At 63.3% G+C, this 14,590-nt stretch carries 13 protein-coding genes; 3 read left to right on the top strand and 10 right to left on the bottom strand.

The window, feature by feature from the left end:
• Positions 1-226: 226 nt before the first annotated feature.
• Positions 227-1,351, top strand: coding sequence for a class I SAM-dependent methyltransferase (locus DBR00_RS05855; protein ID WP_108486884.1), 1,125 nt, complete (start codon positions 227-229; stop codon positions 1,349-1,351).
• 98 nt (positions 1,352-1,449) lie between these two features.
• Here DBR00_RS05855 and DBR00_RS05850 read toward each other — a convergent pair whose 3' ends face one another.
• The 9 genes from DBR00_RS05850 to DBR00_RS05810 form a co-directional block, all read right to left on the bottom strand.
• Positions 1,450-1,593, bottom strand: coding sequence for a DUF2474 domain-containing protein (locus DBR00_RS05850; RefSeq protein WP_108486883.1), 144 nt, complete (start codon positions 1,591-1,593; stop codon positions 1,450-1,452).
• Positions 1,594-1,827: 234 nt separating this feature from the next.
• On the bottom strand, positions 1,828-2,835 hold the full coding sequence (gene cydB, locus DBR00_RS05845) for a cytochrome d ubiquinol oxidase subunit II (protein WP_108486882.1): 1,008 nt from the start codon (positions 2,833-2,835) through the stop codon (positions 1,828-1,830).
• Between the two features lie 2 nt (positions 2,836-2,837).
• Positions 2,838-4,277, bottom strand: coding sequence for a cytochrome ubiquinol oxidase subunit I (locus DBR00_RS05840; protein WP_108486881.1), 1,440 nt, complete (start codon positions 4,275-4,277; stop codon positions 2,838-2,840).
• A 240-nt stretch (positions 4,278-4,517) separates the two neighbouring features.
• On the bottom strand, positions 4,518-5,090 hold the full coding sequence (locus DBR00_RS05835) for an NTP transferase domain-containing protein (RefSeq protein WP_108486880.1): 573 nt from the start codon (positions 5,088-5,090) through the stop codon (positions 4,518-4,520).
• 1 nt (position 5,091) lies between these two features.
• Positions 5,092-6,063, bottom strand: coding sequence for an XdhC family protein (locus tag DBR00_RS05830; protein ID WP_108486879.1), 972 nt, complete (start codon positions 6,061-6,063; stop codon positions 5,092-5,094).
• A gap of 16 nt (positions 6,064-6,079) precedes the next feature.
• Complete coding sequence (locus DBR00_RS05825) at positions 6,080-7,288, bottom strand: cytochrome c (protein WP_108486878.1); 1,209 nt, start codon at positions 7,286-7,288, stop codon at positions 6,080-6,082.
• A gap of 2 nt (positions 7,289-7,290) precedes the next feature.
• The gene (locus tag DBR00_RS05820; RefSeq protein ID WP_108486877.1) at positions 7,291-7,830 is read right to left on the bottom strand and encodes a (2Fe-2S)-binding protein; all 540 of its coding nucleotides are present in this window, start codon (positions 7,828-7,830) and stop codon (positions 7,291-7,293) included.
• On the bottom strand, positions 7,823-10,651 hold the full coding sequence (locus tag DBR00_RS05815; protein WP_108486876.1) for a xanthine dehydrogenase family protein molybdopterin-binding subunit: 2,829 nt from the start codon (positions 10,649-10,651) through the stop codon (positions 7,823-7,825). Before DBR00_RS05815 ends, DBR00_RS05820 begins: the two co-directional genes overlap by 8 nt.
• Before the next feature lie 297 nt (positions 10,652-10,948).
• Entirely contained in the window at positions 10,949-11,503 is a 555-nt protein-coding gene (locus DBR00_RS05810) for a DJ-1 family glyoxalase III (RefSeq protein WP_108486875.1), read from the bottom strand.
• 185 nt (positions 11,504-11,688) lie between these two features.
• Between DBR00_RS05810 and DBR00_RS05805 the strand changes: the two genes are divergently transcribed.
• Both DBR00_RS05805 and trmA read left to right on the top strand, forming a co-directional pair.
• Positions 11,689-12,981 (top strand): NCS2 family permease, encoded by a 1,293-nt coding sequence (locus DBR00_RS05805; protein WP_108486874.1) that lies wholly within the window; start codon positions 11,689-11,691, stop codon positions 12,979-12,981.
• A gap of 67 nt (positions 12,982-13,048) precedes the next feature.
• Positions 13,049-14,137, top strand: a complete 1,089-nt coding sequence (gene trmA, locus DBR00_RS05800) for a tRNA (uridine(54)-C5)-methyltransferase TrmA (protein WP_108486873.1) — start codon at positions 13,049-13,051, stop codon at positions 14,135-14,137.
• Positions 14,138-14,139: 2 nt separating this feature from the next.
• Here trmA and DBR00_RS05795 read toward each other — a convergent pair whose 3' ends face one another.
• Positions 14,140-14,526 (bottom strand): DUF4345 domain-containing protein, encoded by a 387-nt coding sequence (locus DBR00_RS05795; protein ID WP_108486872.1) that lies wholly within the window; start codon positions 14,524-14,526, stop codon positions 14,140-14,142.
• Positions 14,527-14,590: the final 64 nt, after the last annotated feature.

Genomic DNA, 14,590 nt, shown 5'->3' with positions numbered 1-14,590 from the left:
ATTATTTGAATGCCGACCTTGCTGACTCATGCTTGCTGACTGATGGGTATCAGACAAGACTGAGCAGATCCGCAAGGGGCCGGCATTTTTCGGCAAAGCCGCGCGCAACACAACCTTGATTTACTGAACCAGCTCTCAGTTCCGAGACTTTTCTGCGACTTGCACCGACAATAGCGACCAACTGCACTTTTTATCGCGCCCTTGCGACCTGCTACCCGAGTAATCCATGCCCCTGCTCAGCACCCCCTTCGCCCAGCTCGACCTGCTTCGCCAACCCGACCAGCCCAACGAGCCGCTGCAGGCGTTCGATGCTGCGGATGAGTACCTGCTCAACCATTTGCATGAACAAGGGCTGACGAGCAGCGCCCGGGTATTGGTGCTGAATGACAGCTTCGGCGCACTGGCCATCAGCCTGGCGAGCCAGGCGCAGGTGACCAGCAGCGGCGACTCGCACCTCGGCCACCTGGGGTTGCAGGTCAACCTGCTGCGCAACCAGCAGCAGGCGGATGCCGTGAGGTTTGTCCCAGCCAGTACCGTCGCGCCGGGACCGTTTGATGGGGTGCTGATTCGCGTACCGAAAACCCTGGCGCTGCTGGAGGAGCAACTGATTCGGCTGCACGGCCAGTTGGCTCCAGGCGCACAGGTGATTGCGGCGGCCATGATCAAGCACCTGCCGCGCGCCGCCGGTGATCTGCTGGAGCAATATATCGGCCCGGTGCAGGCCTCGCTGGCAGTGAAAAAAGCCCGCCTGCTGTTTGCCACACCAAAGGCCAAACCTGCACCCGTATCGCCCTACCCGACGCGTTATCGCCTGGAAAAGCCGGCTATCGAGCTGCTTAACCACGCCAACGTGTTCTGCCGTGAAGACCTGGATATCGGCACCCGCGCCTTTCTCCCGCACTTGCCCAAGCACCTCAGCCGCATGCGCGTGGCCGACCTCGGTTGCGGCAACGGTGTGCTCGGCATTGCCTATGCACTGGGCAGTCCGCAGGCCGAGCTGACGCTGGTGGATGAGTCATATATGGCCGTGCAATCAGCCGAAGAAAACTGGCGTGCGACGCTGGGTGAGCGTCCGGTAGAGATTCGCGCGGGCGATGGTTTAGCCGAGCAGGCGGAGGATTCGTTGGATCTGGTGCTGTGCAACCCGCCGTTCCATCAGCAGCAAGTGGTCGGCGACTTTCTCGCCTGGCGCATGTTCCAACAGGCCCGCGCCGCGCTGGTGACCGGCGGCGAACTGTGGATCGTCGGCAACCGCCACCTGGGTTACCACGCCAAGCTGAAACGGCTGTTCCGCGGTGTCGAACAGGTGGCGGCCACGCCGAAGTTTGTGGTGCTCAAAGCGATCAAATAAACGCGCTGCAAAGCCCGGCGGAGGGGCTTCAGCCGCGACAAGCCGTCAGTAAACGCTCGCCGCTAAAGCGCCTCCTATAGCGATCACCAATATCGCGCTTACGGCGTGCCCATCCCCGCGGCCTGCATAAACAGCCGCAGCAGATAGGACACCGCGCCCAAGGCCAGCACGCTACCAGCCCAGATCAGCACCAGCCAGCCGAGGCGTTGCCACAGCGGCTTTTTCTCATCGACATCATTCATCTTGCGCCCTCATAACTGATCTGAGGTCTCGCGAGCTAGAGTCCTGCAAGGCGCTACGTTAGTAACAACCTCCGGCGGGTCAAAGCAGGCGAGGACAGCGAGCGTACTTTTGTACATGAGCATTACTGGTTTCAGTCGTCCTTCGGGCCGCGCTAAAGCGCGTTAGCCGCAAGCGGCTTGCCGAGCCCGCTTTTAACGCCGCAGGGCCGACACGCAGCAGACCGGAGCCAAACCTCAGTGGTAGCCATCTTCTTCAGTCACCTTGCCGCGGAACACGTAATAACTCCAGGCGGTGTACATCAGGATAAAGGGGATGATGAACAGCGCACCGACCAGGATAAAGCCCTGGCTTTGCGGCGGCGCGGCGGCGTCCCAAATGCTGATCGACGGCGGGATGATATTCGGCCACAGGCTGATACCGAGGCCGCTGTAGCCGAGGAAGATCAGCGTCAGCGTCAGCAGGAACGGTGAGTAGTTGGCGTTGCGCGCCACCGCGCGCAGCAGCGCCCAGGTGCACAGCAGCACCAGCAGCGGCACCGGCATAAACCAGAAGATATTCGGCAGGCTGAACCAGCGCTCGGCGATGTCAGCATGGGCCAGCGGCGTCCACAGGCTGACGATGCCGGTGACGCCGAGCAGGACGAACACCAGCGGCCGTGCCAGGTCGTGCATCTGCTGTTGCAGACGGCCTTCGGTCTTCATGATCAGCCAGGTGCAGCCGAGCAAGGCGTAAGCGGCAATCAGCGCCAGGCCGCAGAACAGCGAGAACGGCGTCAGCCAGTCCAGTGCGCCACCGACATACACCCGATCGACCACCTTGAAGCCATCGATATAGGCCCCAAGCGCCACGCCCTGGAAGAAGGTTGCAGTCAGCGAGCCACCGATAAACGCCTTGTCCCAAAGGTGCCGCTTGGCGGCCTTGGCCTTGAAGCGAAATTCGAAGGCCACGCCGCGAAAGATCAGCCCCAGCAGCATAAAGATCAGCGGCAGGTAAAGCGCGCTGAGCACCACCGCGTAGGCCAGCGGAAAAGCGCCAAACAACGCCGCGCCACCGAGCACCAGCCAGGTTTCGTTGCCGTCCCAAACCGGTGCCACGGTGTTCATCATCACATCGCGCTCACCTTCGCTTTTGACGAAGGGAAAGAGGATGCCGATGCCCAGGTCGAAACCGTCCATGACCACATACATCATCACCCCGAAGGCGATAATCACGGCCCAGATCAGCGAGAGATCAATGCCCATGTTCAATTCCTCTCAGCCAGTGAGTCGGTTTCGCCCTCGTCCAAGCCCTCTTCGGGTGCGGACAGCGGACGGGACGGCGTGCGTTTCTGGCCTGGGCCGCCTTCGGCGGGCTCCTTGCCTTCGTCGGTGATCGGGCCCTTGCGCACCAGGCGCATCATGTAGCTGATACCCGCGCCGAACAGGGCGAAATACACCACCACGAACAGCACCAGGGTCAGGCTCATCTGCGCAAAACTGTGCCCGGACGAGGCATCGGCGGTGCGCATCAGCCCCTGGATAATCCAGGGCTGACGACCGATTTCCGTGGTGTACCAGCCGGCGAGGATGGCGATGATCCCCGACGGGCCCATCCACACCGCCAGATGGAGGAACGGCCGGCTCTGGAACAACATGCCGCGGCTGCGTAGCCACAGGCCCCAGAGGCCGGTGAGGATCATCAGCATGCCCAGGCCAACCATGATCCGGAAGGTCCAGAACACGATGGTTGAGTTAGGTCGATCTTCCTTGGCGAACTCCTTGAGCGCCGGCACCTGCTTGTCCAGGCTGTGGGTCAGGATCAGGCTGCCGAGCGCGGGAATCTCGATCTTGAAGCGGGTTTCTTCACGCTGCATATCCGGCCAGCCGAACAGGATCAGCGGTGTCGGCTCATCGCCATGGTTTTCCCAGTGGCCTTCGATGGCAGCGATCTTCGCCGGCTGGTACTTGAGGGTATTCAGGCCGTGGAAGTCGCCAATCACCGCCTGGATCGGCGCCACGATCAAGGCCATCCACATGGCCATCGACAGCATCTTGCGGATCGCCGGGTTGTCGCGCCCGCGCAGCAGGTGCCAGGCCGCCGACGCGCCAACAAAAAACGCCGTGGCAAGGAACGCCGCCGTGGCCATGTGCAGCAGGCGATAAGGGAACGAGGGGTTGAACACCACGGCGAACCAGTCCACCGGAATCACCCGCCCGTCGATGATCTCGAAGCCCTGCGGGGTGTGCATCCAGCTGTTGGAAGCGAGAATCCAGAAGGTCGAGATCAGCGTGCCGATCGCCACCATCACCGTGGAGAAGAAGTGCAGGCCCGGGCCGACCCGGTTCCAGCCGAACAGCATGACGCCAAGAAAGCCCGCCTCAAGGAAGAACGCGGTAAGCACTTCATAGGTCAGCAGCGGCCCGGTGACCGCCCCGGCAAAGTCGGAGAAGGCGCTCCAGTTGGTGCCGAACTGATAGGCCATGACCAGGCCAGACACCACGCCCATGCCGAAGTTGACCGCAAAGATTTTCGCCCAGAAGTGGTACAGATCGCGGTACACCTCCTCCCCGGTCTTCAGCCACAGACCTTCGAGCACCGCCAGGTAACTGGCCAGGCCGATGGTGATGGCCGGAAAGATGATGTGAAAGGAAATAGTAAAAGCGAACTGGATTCGGGCGAGATCGAGAGCCTCTAATCCAAACATGGCGTTTCCTCAGTCAGGTGATACGGGGCACGGCCACGGGCGCGCATGCCAGCCACAAGCAATCAGTCAGGGGATTATTGTTCTGGGTCGGTAGCCATCACGCGGGGCCAAGCGCCCGCACAACCACGCACGTTGAGCATTGATGCGGGTCAAGACATGCGCAGAGAGTAGCGCCTGGGGCGCCAAATTCGGCTGTGGTCGATTGTCACGCGACGGGCTGCCACACGGGCAAAAGAGCGCCTAGAGCGTAAACAGCGCCGGCGGCCGATCGACGTCGCGCAGCACACCCGGATCAGCCAGCGCGATGCCCTGGCACGCGGCAGCATGCGCCTGCAGCAACGCGCGCGCACCTTCATCACCCCGCAAGGTCTGCAGCGACGGCCAGAAGGCGCGGCCAAACAGCACCGGATGGCCACGCTGACCGTCATATAGCGGACACACGATGCGCTCGGCTGCGGCCTGCTGGCACAGTTGCCACAGGCTGTCGGCGGCCACCCAGGGCATGTCGCCGAGCAGCACGGCGATGGCGTCGGCCTCGCAACCGGCCAAGGCCTGCACACCGGCCGCCAGGCTGTGGCCCATGCCCTGATCAGCGTCGCGGCAACGGATCACCCGGCACGCCGCAGGCAGCCCCAGCGCCTGCGCATCGTCCTCGTCGCGCAGCAGTACATGCACCTCAGCGAACACCTGCAACGCCCGCTCGGCACTGGCCGCCAGTAGGCCGCGACCGTCCGGCAAACGCGCTAGGCGCTTGTCGCTGCCGAAGCGCCGGCCACGCCCGGCCGCCAGCAACAAGGCCACGACGCGCGGCATGCTAGAGCGCATCCCGTGCCAGACCGTTGCGCACCCGCAGAATATCGGCGAGTACCGCCAGGGCGATTTCCGCCGGGGTCTTGCTGCCCAGGTTCAGCCCGATTGGCGCAATGATCCGTGCCAACTGCGCATCATCCAGACCGCCAACCCGACGCAGGCGCTCGAAACGTTTGGCGCTGGTCACGCGTGAGCCCATCACGCCGATATAAAAGGCCTCGGTGCGCACGGCCTCGATCATCGCCAGGTCATCGATACGCGGATCATGGGTCAGCGCCACCACGGCAGTGTCGGCATGGCAGCCGCCCAGGCGGATCACCTCGGACGGCAGCTCACGGCGGATCTCCACCCCCGGCAAATTGATGCCCTGCAGCACCTCCTCGCGTGGTTCGCAGAGCACCACCTCGAAGCCCAGCCCCTGGGCAAACTGCGCACAGACCTGCGCTACCGAGGAGTAACCCGCCAGCAGCAAGCGCTGGGCTGCACCGACGCGCAGGCGCAGCCGATTTGGCTGACGCTCCACCCGCGGCCCCTGCGTGTTGTCGGCCAGCAAGTCGCGGGCACCGCTGGGTAGCGCCACGTCGCGGATCAGCCGGCGCTGGCCCGCCAAAGCGCTTTCCAGCTCACGCAGGTGCGCCTGTACCGCGCAGTCGGCGGGTAGGTTTTCCACCAGCACGTCCAGCACGCCACCGCAGGGCAGGCTGATCTGCGAGTGTGGGTCGCTGCCATCGCCGTAGCGCACCAGGTGCACAGGCTCAGGAAAGGCCCCAGCGGCCAGGCGTTCAAGAAACTCATCCTCGACGCAACCACCGGACAACGAGCCGATCCATTCGCCACCAGCCGTGGCGGCCAGCAGCGAACCCGGCGCGCGCGGTGCCGAGCCGTAGGTGCTCAGCACCGTGCACAGCCACACGCACTGCCCCGCAACGGACCATTGCAGCGCCTGGCGGACGACCAGTAGATCAAGGTGCTGCATCAGGATTCACCCAGCCTCAATGGCCTTTCTCGCTGCGCAACTGGCTGACCTGTTGCGGGCTCAGCTCAGCAGCCTGGCCACCCCAAGCCTGACGCAGGTAATGCAGCAGGTCGCGCATCTGCCCGTCATCCAGCTTGTCGCTGAAGCCCGGCATCGGCTGCATGCGCTCGAAACCGGTGAACTGCTGCTCCTTGATGCCGTCATCGATCACCCGCAACAGGTTGCGGGCATCGTTCAAGCGCAGGGTGGTGTTGCCATCCATCGCCACAGCCACATGCGGCACGCCATCGCCCGCCACGCCATGGCAACCGGCGCACAGGTTGAGGTAGTGCTGACGGCCTTGCTGGGCGCTGGCGTCAAGCTGTTCGAAGACCACCGCGCTCACCTTGCGCGGTGCTGGCGGTTGATCGCCGAGCAGGTAGGTGGCCATGGCTTTGTGGTCGTCCAGAGGCAGGTACTGAGTGCTGTGGTGCAGCACCGGGTACATCTCGTTGAACATCGAACCCTGAGCGCTGATGCCGTGCTTGAGGAAGGTCGCCAGGTCGTCGGTGCTCCAGCCGCGCGCGGCCAGATCCTCGGCGAGCAGGCTGGGGGCCTCGTAACCGAGCAGCACGCCACCTTGCAGACGCTGATCCTGCTGCAACGCGCCGAGGGCATTACGCGGCGTATGGCACTCACCGCAATGACCCAACGCCTCGACCAGGTACTGGCCGCGCTGCCAAGTCTCGCTTTTGCCGTCGGCCGGCAGCATTTGCACGCGGCTCTTGTAGAGCATGTTCCAGAAGCTCAGGCCGAAACGCACATTGAACGGGAAGCTCAGGCTGGTTTGCGGACTGGGTTTGGCGATCGGTTCCAGGCTCATCAGGTAGGCGTAGATGGCATCGGAGTCTTCGCGCTTAAGCAGGTGATAGGAGGTGTACGGCATGGCCGGATAGAGCTTGCTGCCATCACGCCGCTCACCTTCAGCCACTGCGCGGTAGAAATCATCGGCGCTGTACTCGCCAATACCGTACTGCTTGTCCGGGGTGATGTTGGTGCCGTAGATGGTGCCGAACGGCGACTCCAGCGGCAGACCGCCGGCGTATTCGGCACCGCCCTCGACGCTGTGACAGGCCACACAGTCGGCGGCGCGCGCCAGGTACTTGCCGCGTTCGATCAGTTGTTGATCGGCCGCCTGGGCAGCCAGCGGCAGGAGCATGGTCAGGGCAATCAGAATGGTTTTCATGCTTAGCCTTCCTTGACCAGGCCGAGGGACTCGACCACATCGCGCGCGGCGTTGTAGTAGCGCACGTAGCCGGTGCAGCGGCAGATGTGCTTGCCCAGAGCGCCTTCGATCTCGCCTTCCAGCTCGCTGCGCTTGACCGGCTGACGCTGGAGTCTTTCCACCAGCACGGTGGCGGCGTTGACGTAGCCCGGCGTGCAGTAGCTGCACTGAAAGGCAAACTGGTCGACGAACTTCTGCTGGATCGGGTTGAGCTGGCTGACTTCGCCCTGGGCATCACGCTTGGCGTGGCCTTCGATGGTGCGAATGCGCTTGCCGTCGAAGAAATGCGCGCCAGTGATGCAGGTGCGGATTTCCTCACTGGTGCCGTCGGGCTTGTCGAGGATCGCCACACAGGCGTGGCACACGCCCTGTCCGCAGCCTAGGCGCGAGCCGGTGAGGTTCAGGTATTCGTGCAGAAAGTCGATCATCATCAGGTCATCAGCCACTTCCATCGGGCCGACGGCCTGGCTGTTGATAATCATGCTGAGCAGGCGCTTAGCCATGGAGGGCCTCCTTGATGCGGGCCGGAGTCAGGGGAAGGTCGCGCAAGCGCTTGCCGGTAGCGTGGGCCACCGCGTTGACGATGGCGCCGACCACCGGAATCATCACCACTTCGGCGATGCCCTTGGCAGGGTCGCTGGGTGATAAGGGCGGCAAAATCTCCGCGCTTTGCGACCACACCGCGCAATCCTTGGCGCGCGGCAGCTGGTAACGGTTGAAGTTCCAGGTGCCGTCGCCGGGGCCGCCTTCATACAGCGGCATTTCTTCCAGTAGCGCGTGGCCGATGCCCATGGCGATACCGCCTTCGAGCTGACCGAGCACCAGTTGCTCGACGATCACCCGGCCGCATTCGAGCCAGGAGTGATGGTTGATCACCCGCGCCTCGCCGCTACCCTTGTTGACTTTGACCTCGACCAGGGTGGCCACTGGGCTGTAGTAGGTGACCATGGCGTTGTTCAGCTGGGTCACCGGGTAATTGATGCTGATGCGGTCAAGCAGGTGGAAACCCTTGCGGCTCATCTGCGCCTTCTTCGCAGCGGTTGCACCGTCGCCGTATTTCACCGCCAGCGCATCCAGCGGCACATGCTCGCGCTGGCCGTTGATCTCGAACTCGCCCTCGGCCCAGCTCCAGCGGTTGAACCCGTGCACGCTGATACCGGTGACCAATCCCAGCTCATGGGCTTTGTGCGCCAGCAATTTGAAGGGAATCGGCGGCATGCCATCAGCCGTCAGCTTGCCCTCGACCCAGTGCGCATTCTCGCGGCGCACCACATAAGGGTTGGCCAGCCCGCCGTGCTCGCCCCGCCCCCAAATGGCCAGGGCAGCCGGCCACAGGCCGTGGATAAACAGCAAACGTGCCGCCTCGCGGGTGGCGTGCCCGCTGTAATAGGACGAGTTGGTCGCCGACGACGGCGAGGCCAGCTTGCCGACCCAGCGCGGGTTGCGCAGCGCGGCGTCCTGCTCGGCCTGGCTGATGATGTAGGGGTTGCCACTGGTGATCAGGGCCAGCTCGCTCCACTCGGTTTCGCCCGTCTTGATTTCATCAGCGGGCTGACCGAGGTAATCGGCGACCAGCAAGGCCTGCGAGGTGGCCATGCCGGTGCCCATGTCGATGGCAATCTGGCGCAGGCTGACGCGGCCATCGGCACTGAACTCCAGGCTGGCCATCGGTGCTTCGGAGCCGGTGCCGAAATCCTTCTGGCAGATGGCAAAGCCGACGCCGTACAGATTGTCCGGGTCGTCGGCATCGAAGCGCTGCTTGCGTGCGACGCGGTTCTTCCAGATTTCGTGCTGCGCGGCCTTGTCGAGGATTTCGTCGAGACGCAGAGCGCCGGCCGGGATCGCGCCCTGGGTGTTCTTCATGCCGGACTGGAACACGTTCTTCTTGCGCAGCTCGATGGCATCGAGGCTCAACCGCTCGGCCACTTCGTCCACCATCATCTCGGTGGCCGCCATGGTCTGCAGGGTGCCGTATCCGCGCATCGAGCCCGCTTCGACACCGCGCGAATAGTAGGCGGTGGCCGCCAGGTCGCTGCGCGGCAGGTAGTAGATCGATTGCGCCGCCGTGGCGCCGACCGCCGCCACCGAGGAGCTGTAGTTGGCGCGCCCACCGCCGTCGACATCCATGTGCGCGCGGAAGATCTGGAAGCTGTGATCCTGCTTGTTCACCGCCAGCTGGTAATGCATATCGAAGGAATGGCGCTTGATGCCGCTCTGGAACTGCTCATAGCGGTCATTGGCCAGGCGCACCGGCACACCGTCGCCGTAAATTGCGGCCAGGGCAGCGTAGAAGACGAAGATGTTGTTGTCCTTGGAACCGTAACCGACGGTATAACCGGGGTGCATGTTCAGCGTCTTCACGGCGAAACGTGACGGCGCGAGCATGTGCGCGGTCTGCTCGGCCACTTCGAACGGGCATTGGGTGGCGACCACAAAATGCAGGGTGCCGCTGGCCACGTCAAACCAGCCGTTGCCATTGTCGGCTTCCAGCGCGGCCGGTTCGATGGACTGGGTGGTGAAGCGCTCATCGAACACCAGCCAGTCGTCCGGAGGAGTCTGCAGCTGGTTGAGCATCTGTTCGGCGTGGTACAGGCCCTGCTGAGTCAGGTCGCCACTGACCTTACCCTCGCCCCAGGCCGGTTTGCGGTTGTGGATCAGCGGGAACAGCATGCTGTCCTTGAGGCTGGAAAACTTGTCGACTTCAAACGGCGTGGCGCCGCCGACCCGCACGAAGCGGAAGCTACCGTATGGGTCACTCTGGAACGCCGGCGCCTGCTCGCCGTAGCGGATCACCTTGTCGTTGAACTTGAGAATGCTCTTGGCCTGACGATAGCGCTCGAAGTCATGCCAGATCAGCAGTGCCACCGGGTGACCGATAAACATCGGCACCTGGCCTTCGGGCAGCAGCGGGTCGAGGTTGTGGCCATCCGGGAAGCTGATGCCGTCCTTGCGCAGGTCACTGGCGGTGACCACCCGCTGCGGCTGCAACTCGGCCGGCAGTACCGACAGGTCGAAGCCCTGGTACAGCTGCTCGGTGCGCGTGGCCTTGAGCAGCAGCGCATGTCCTTGCTGCTGCGGCCAGCCGGGCATGTCCTTGGCGCGGATATCGCGGGCAAACACCTTGGCCCCACAGGCCTTGGACACCCCGTCGATGCGCGCCACGGCTTTGCCACTGGCGTCATACCAGGGCTGCGGCAAGCGCGTGACGCGCTCTTCGAACAATGCTGCAAAAGCCTTGCTGCCCAGCGGGGCGAAGCTGATGCCGATACCGGCGATGACGCTGCCTTGCAGAAAGGCGCGGCGGGATAACTCAGGAGTGGACATGTCCGTTCCTCGGGGCCAGGCCAGCCTGGCCGCTTGCGTGAACAAAAGAGAGACAGGCGCGCCGCTTACAAGCACGGAGCATAATCAGCGTAGACGACAGATTTATTGACCTGGAAGTCAGATTCTACTCAAGTCATGGCCACAACAGAATAAAAACCTGCCCTTGAAGTCAGATAAGTTTGCAACAGCGTCTCTAAAACGGGCGTCATCATGCCGCCAAGCCGGCTCGATAGACGGAATAACGCGAACCGCCCAGCAAGGGCTGCGCAAAGGCCGTCGAAAGCGGAGGTTGCCGCGTCAACCCACCAGCATGGCGTCGGCGACCTGCTTGCGCACGGCCTTGCCACACAGCTGTTCAACCAGGGTCAGGGCAAACGCCAGGGCCGTGCCAGGGCCCTGGCTGGTGATGCAGTTGCCATCGACCACCACCGGCTGATCGACAAACACACAACCGCTCAAGCGATCACTGAACGCCGGATAGCAAGTCATGCGCCGCTGCCTGAGCACGCCGTACTGCTGCAGGGCGACGGCGGGCGCCGCGCAGATAGCCGCGAACAGCTTGCCGGCCTTGGCCTGCTCACGCAGCCGCTCAGCCAGCGGCTCATGCTCGGCCAGGCGCTGCGCGCCCGGCATGCCGCCAGGCAGCACGATCAGGTCGAAGGGCTGGGCCAGCACATCCACCAGCATGATATCGGCGGTCAGGCGCGTGCCACGGGCACAGGTGATCATCCGCCGGCTTTCGATGCTGGCCACTACCACCTCAACCTCGGCACGCCGCAGTACGTCAATCAGGGTTACGCATTCAAGGTCTTCGATACCATCGGCAACGCTGATCAGGGCCCGTGCAGTCATCCTTCCACTCCTTGTTTAGGGCGTGCATAAACTGTCCGAGCGGTCATAAATTCACCCGCTCCAGACGAGCTGATATGATGCGCGCCTTTTTCCAGATCGCCAGCAAAAACATGCACTCACATGTGGATGTGCTTTGCTTTCGGTTTGCATAAACACGGCAAGAAGGCCGTTACGGGGAGCGCCACATGCTGGAAAGATTGTTCCAACTCAAAGCCCACAACACCACGGTGCGTACCGAGCTTCTGGCGGGTTTGACCACCTTCCTGACCATGGCCTACATCCTCTTCGTCAACCCGAGCATCCTCGGTGAAACCGGCATGGATAAAGGCGCGATCTTCGTCGCCACCTGCCTGGCCGCCGCCATCGGCTCGGCGATCATGGGCCTGATCGCCAACTACCCGATTGCCCTGGCACCGGGCATGGGCCTCAACGCCTTCTTCACCTACACCGTGGTGCTGGGCATGGGCCACACCTGGCAGGTGGCACTGGGCGCAGTATTTATCTCCGCCTGCCTGTTCTTGCTGCTGTCGATCTTCAAGATCCGCGAATGGATCATCAACAGCATTCCCCTGGAGCTGCGTTCGGCGATTGCCGCCGGTATCGGCCTGTTCCTCGCACTGATTGCCCTGCAAAGCGCCGGCATCGTGGTCGACCACCCGGCCACGCTGGTGAGCATGGGCGACCTCAGCAAGCCCCAGGCACTGCTGGCCATTCTCGGTTTCTTCGTGATCGTCGGCCTAGAGGCGCGCAAGGTCACCGGCGCGGTACTGATCGGCATTCTGCTGATTACCCTGATCAGCATGGCCCTGGGTATTTCGCAGTTTGGCGGCGTGGTCTCGATGCCGCCGTCGCTGGCACCGACCTTCCTGCAGCTGGACATCATGGGCGCGCTGGACATTGGCCTGATCAGCGTGATTTTCGCCTTCCTGTTCGTCGATCTGTTTGACAACTCCGGCACCCTGATCGCCGTCGCCAAGAAGGCTGGGCTGATGCGCAAGGACGGCCATATGCCGAAGATGGGCCGCGCACTGATCGCCGACAGCACTGCCGCCATGGGCGGCTCGCTGCTGGGCACCTCGACCACCACCAGCTACATCGAATCGGCGGCTGGGGTGTCCGCTGGCGGGCGTACCGGTCTGACGGCCTGCGTGGTCGCCGTGCTGTTTCTGCTGGCGCTGTTCTTTGCCCCGCTGGCCGGCAGTGTACCGGCCTTCGCCACCGCCCCGGCGCTGATGTTCGTCGCGGTGCTGATGACCGCCGGAATGGCCGAGATCGACTGGGAAGACATCACCGTTGCCGCACCCGTGCTGATCACCGCCCTGGCCATGCCGCTGACCTTCTCCATCGCGTCCGGCATCGCCTTCGGCTTTATCGCCTGGGTGGCCGCCAAGACCCTGGCGGGCCGCTGGCGCGAGCTGAACCTGATGCTGGTGATCCTCGCTGGCTTCTGCGTGGTCAAACTCGGCCTGTTCTCTTAAGCCCGTTCGCACCGCCCGCCAGCAGCCATGCCGGCGGGCGCCTCCAGCGCTGATTAGCGAGTAACCCATGAGCCGTTCCCAGTTCGATCCCGCCAACTACGCCGCCCAACTTGCGGAAAAGCAGCAGCGCCTGATCGAGCTGTTGGCAGCCTTCGATGCGCCCGCTCCCGAGGTATTCGAGTCGCCGCGCGAGCACTATCGCCTGCGCGCCGAGTTTCGCCTGTGGCGCGAAGGGGAAGACCGCCACTACGCCATGTTTGAAGCGGGCGACAAGTTCACACCGATTTTCTTCGAAGATTTCCCCATCGCCAGCGCGCAGATCAATGCGCTGATGCCGCGCCTGAAAGCGGCCTGGCAAGCCAGCCGTGAGCTGGGCCACAAGCTGTTCCAGGTTGAGTTCCTCACCACCCTGGCCGGCGACGGGCTGATCACCCTGTGCTATCACCGCCCATTGGATGCCGCCTGGCAGGCCGACGCTGAAAAGCTCGCCGCCGAGCTGCAGGTCAGCATCATTGGCCGCTCCAAGGGCAAGCGCATCGTCATGGGTAAAGACTATGTCGAGGAGAAACTGCAGGTTGCCGGCCGCACCTTCAGCTACCGCCAACCGGAGGGTGCGTTTACTCAACCCAACGGCGAAGTGAACCAGAAGATGCTCGCCTGGGCTTATGACGCGCTCGGCGAACGCAAGGACGACCTGCTGGAGCTGTATTGCGGCAATGGCAACTTCACCCTGCCGCTGGCCACCCGCGTACGCAAGGTGCTGGCCACCGAGATCAGCAAGTCCTCGGTGAATGCCGCGCTGGCCAACCTGGCCGACAATGGCGTGGACAACGTCACGCTGGTGCGCCTGTCCGCCGAAGAGCTGACCGAAGCGCTGAATGACGTACGACCGTTCCGCCGCCTGGCCGGCATCGACCTGAAAAGCTACGACTTCGGCTGCGTCTTCGTCGACCCACCGCGTGCCGGCATGGACCCGGACACCTGCGAGCTGACCCGACGCTTCGAGCGCATTCTGTACATCTCCTGCAACCCGGAGACCCTGGCCGCCAACATCGCCCAACTCAACGACACTCACAAGGTGACGCGCTGCGCGCTGTTCGACCAGTTCCCCTACACCCACCATATGGAGTCGGGCGTTCTGCTGGAGCGCCGTTAAGGTTAGAGGCGCTGCAGGCCACGCAGCGCCCAGAAGCACAGCCCCGCAGAGACCACTTCCAACAGCAGCGCGTAGAGATTGAACGTCTGCTGCGCGCCACCATCCAGCCACAACCCGCCAATGCGTGCCAAGGCCAGGGCGCTGTAGAGCAGCACCAGCAGGGTCAGCGCCGCACGGGTCAGATCGAGCCGACTCAGCGACAGGCCGATAAACGCCGCCAGGCCCAGTTGCAGGCCACCATAGTAGGCGCGCACGTCCGTGGCAGCGGCCGGCGTCATCAGCAACATGCCACTGAGGTTGGTCATTTCATGGGGCTGAACAAAGTAGGCCAGCCCCAGACCGGCCAGCGCCAACAGTTGAATCACCAGTACTACGCGTGCAAACAGCATGGACACTCCCCCCTGAAATCGAGCACGCAGCATAAGCTGCGCCCGTCCGATTCGGAAATCGCCG

Origin of the sequence: Pseudomonas sp. HMWF032 (assembly GCF_003060885.1) — a bacterium.
Classification (GTDB): domain Bacteria; phylum Pseudomonadota; class Gammaproteobacteria; order Pseudomonadales; family Pseudomonadaceae; genus Aquipseudomonas.
The sequence above is the reverse complement of the archived record's forward strand: the minus strand, read 5'-3'. Positions and strand labels throughout refer to the sequence as shown.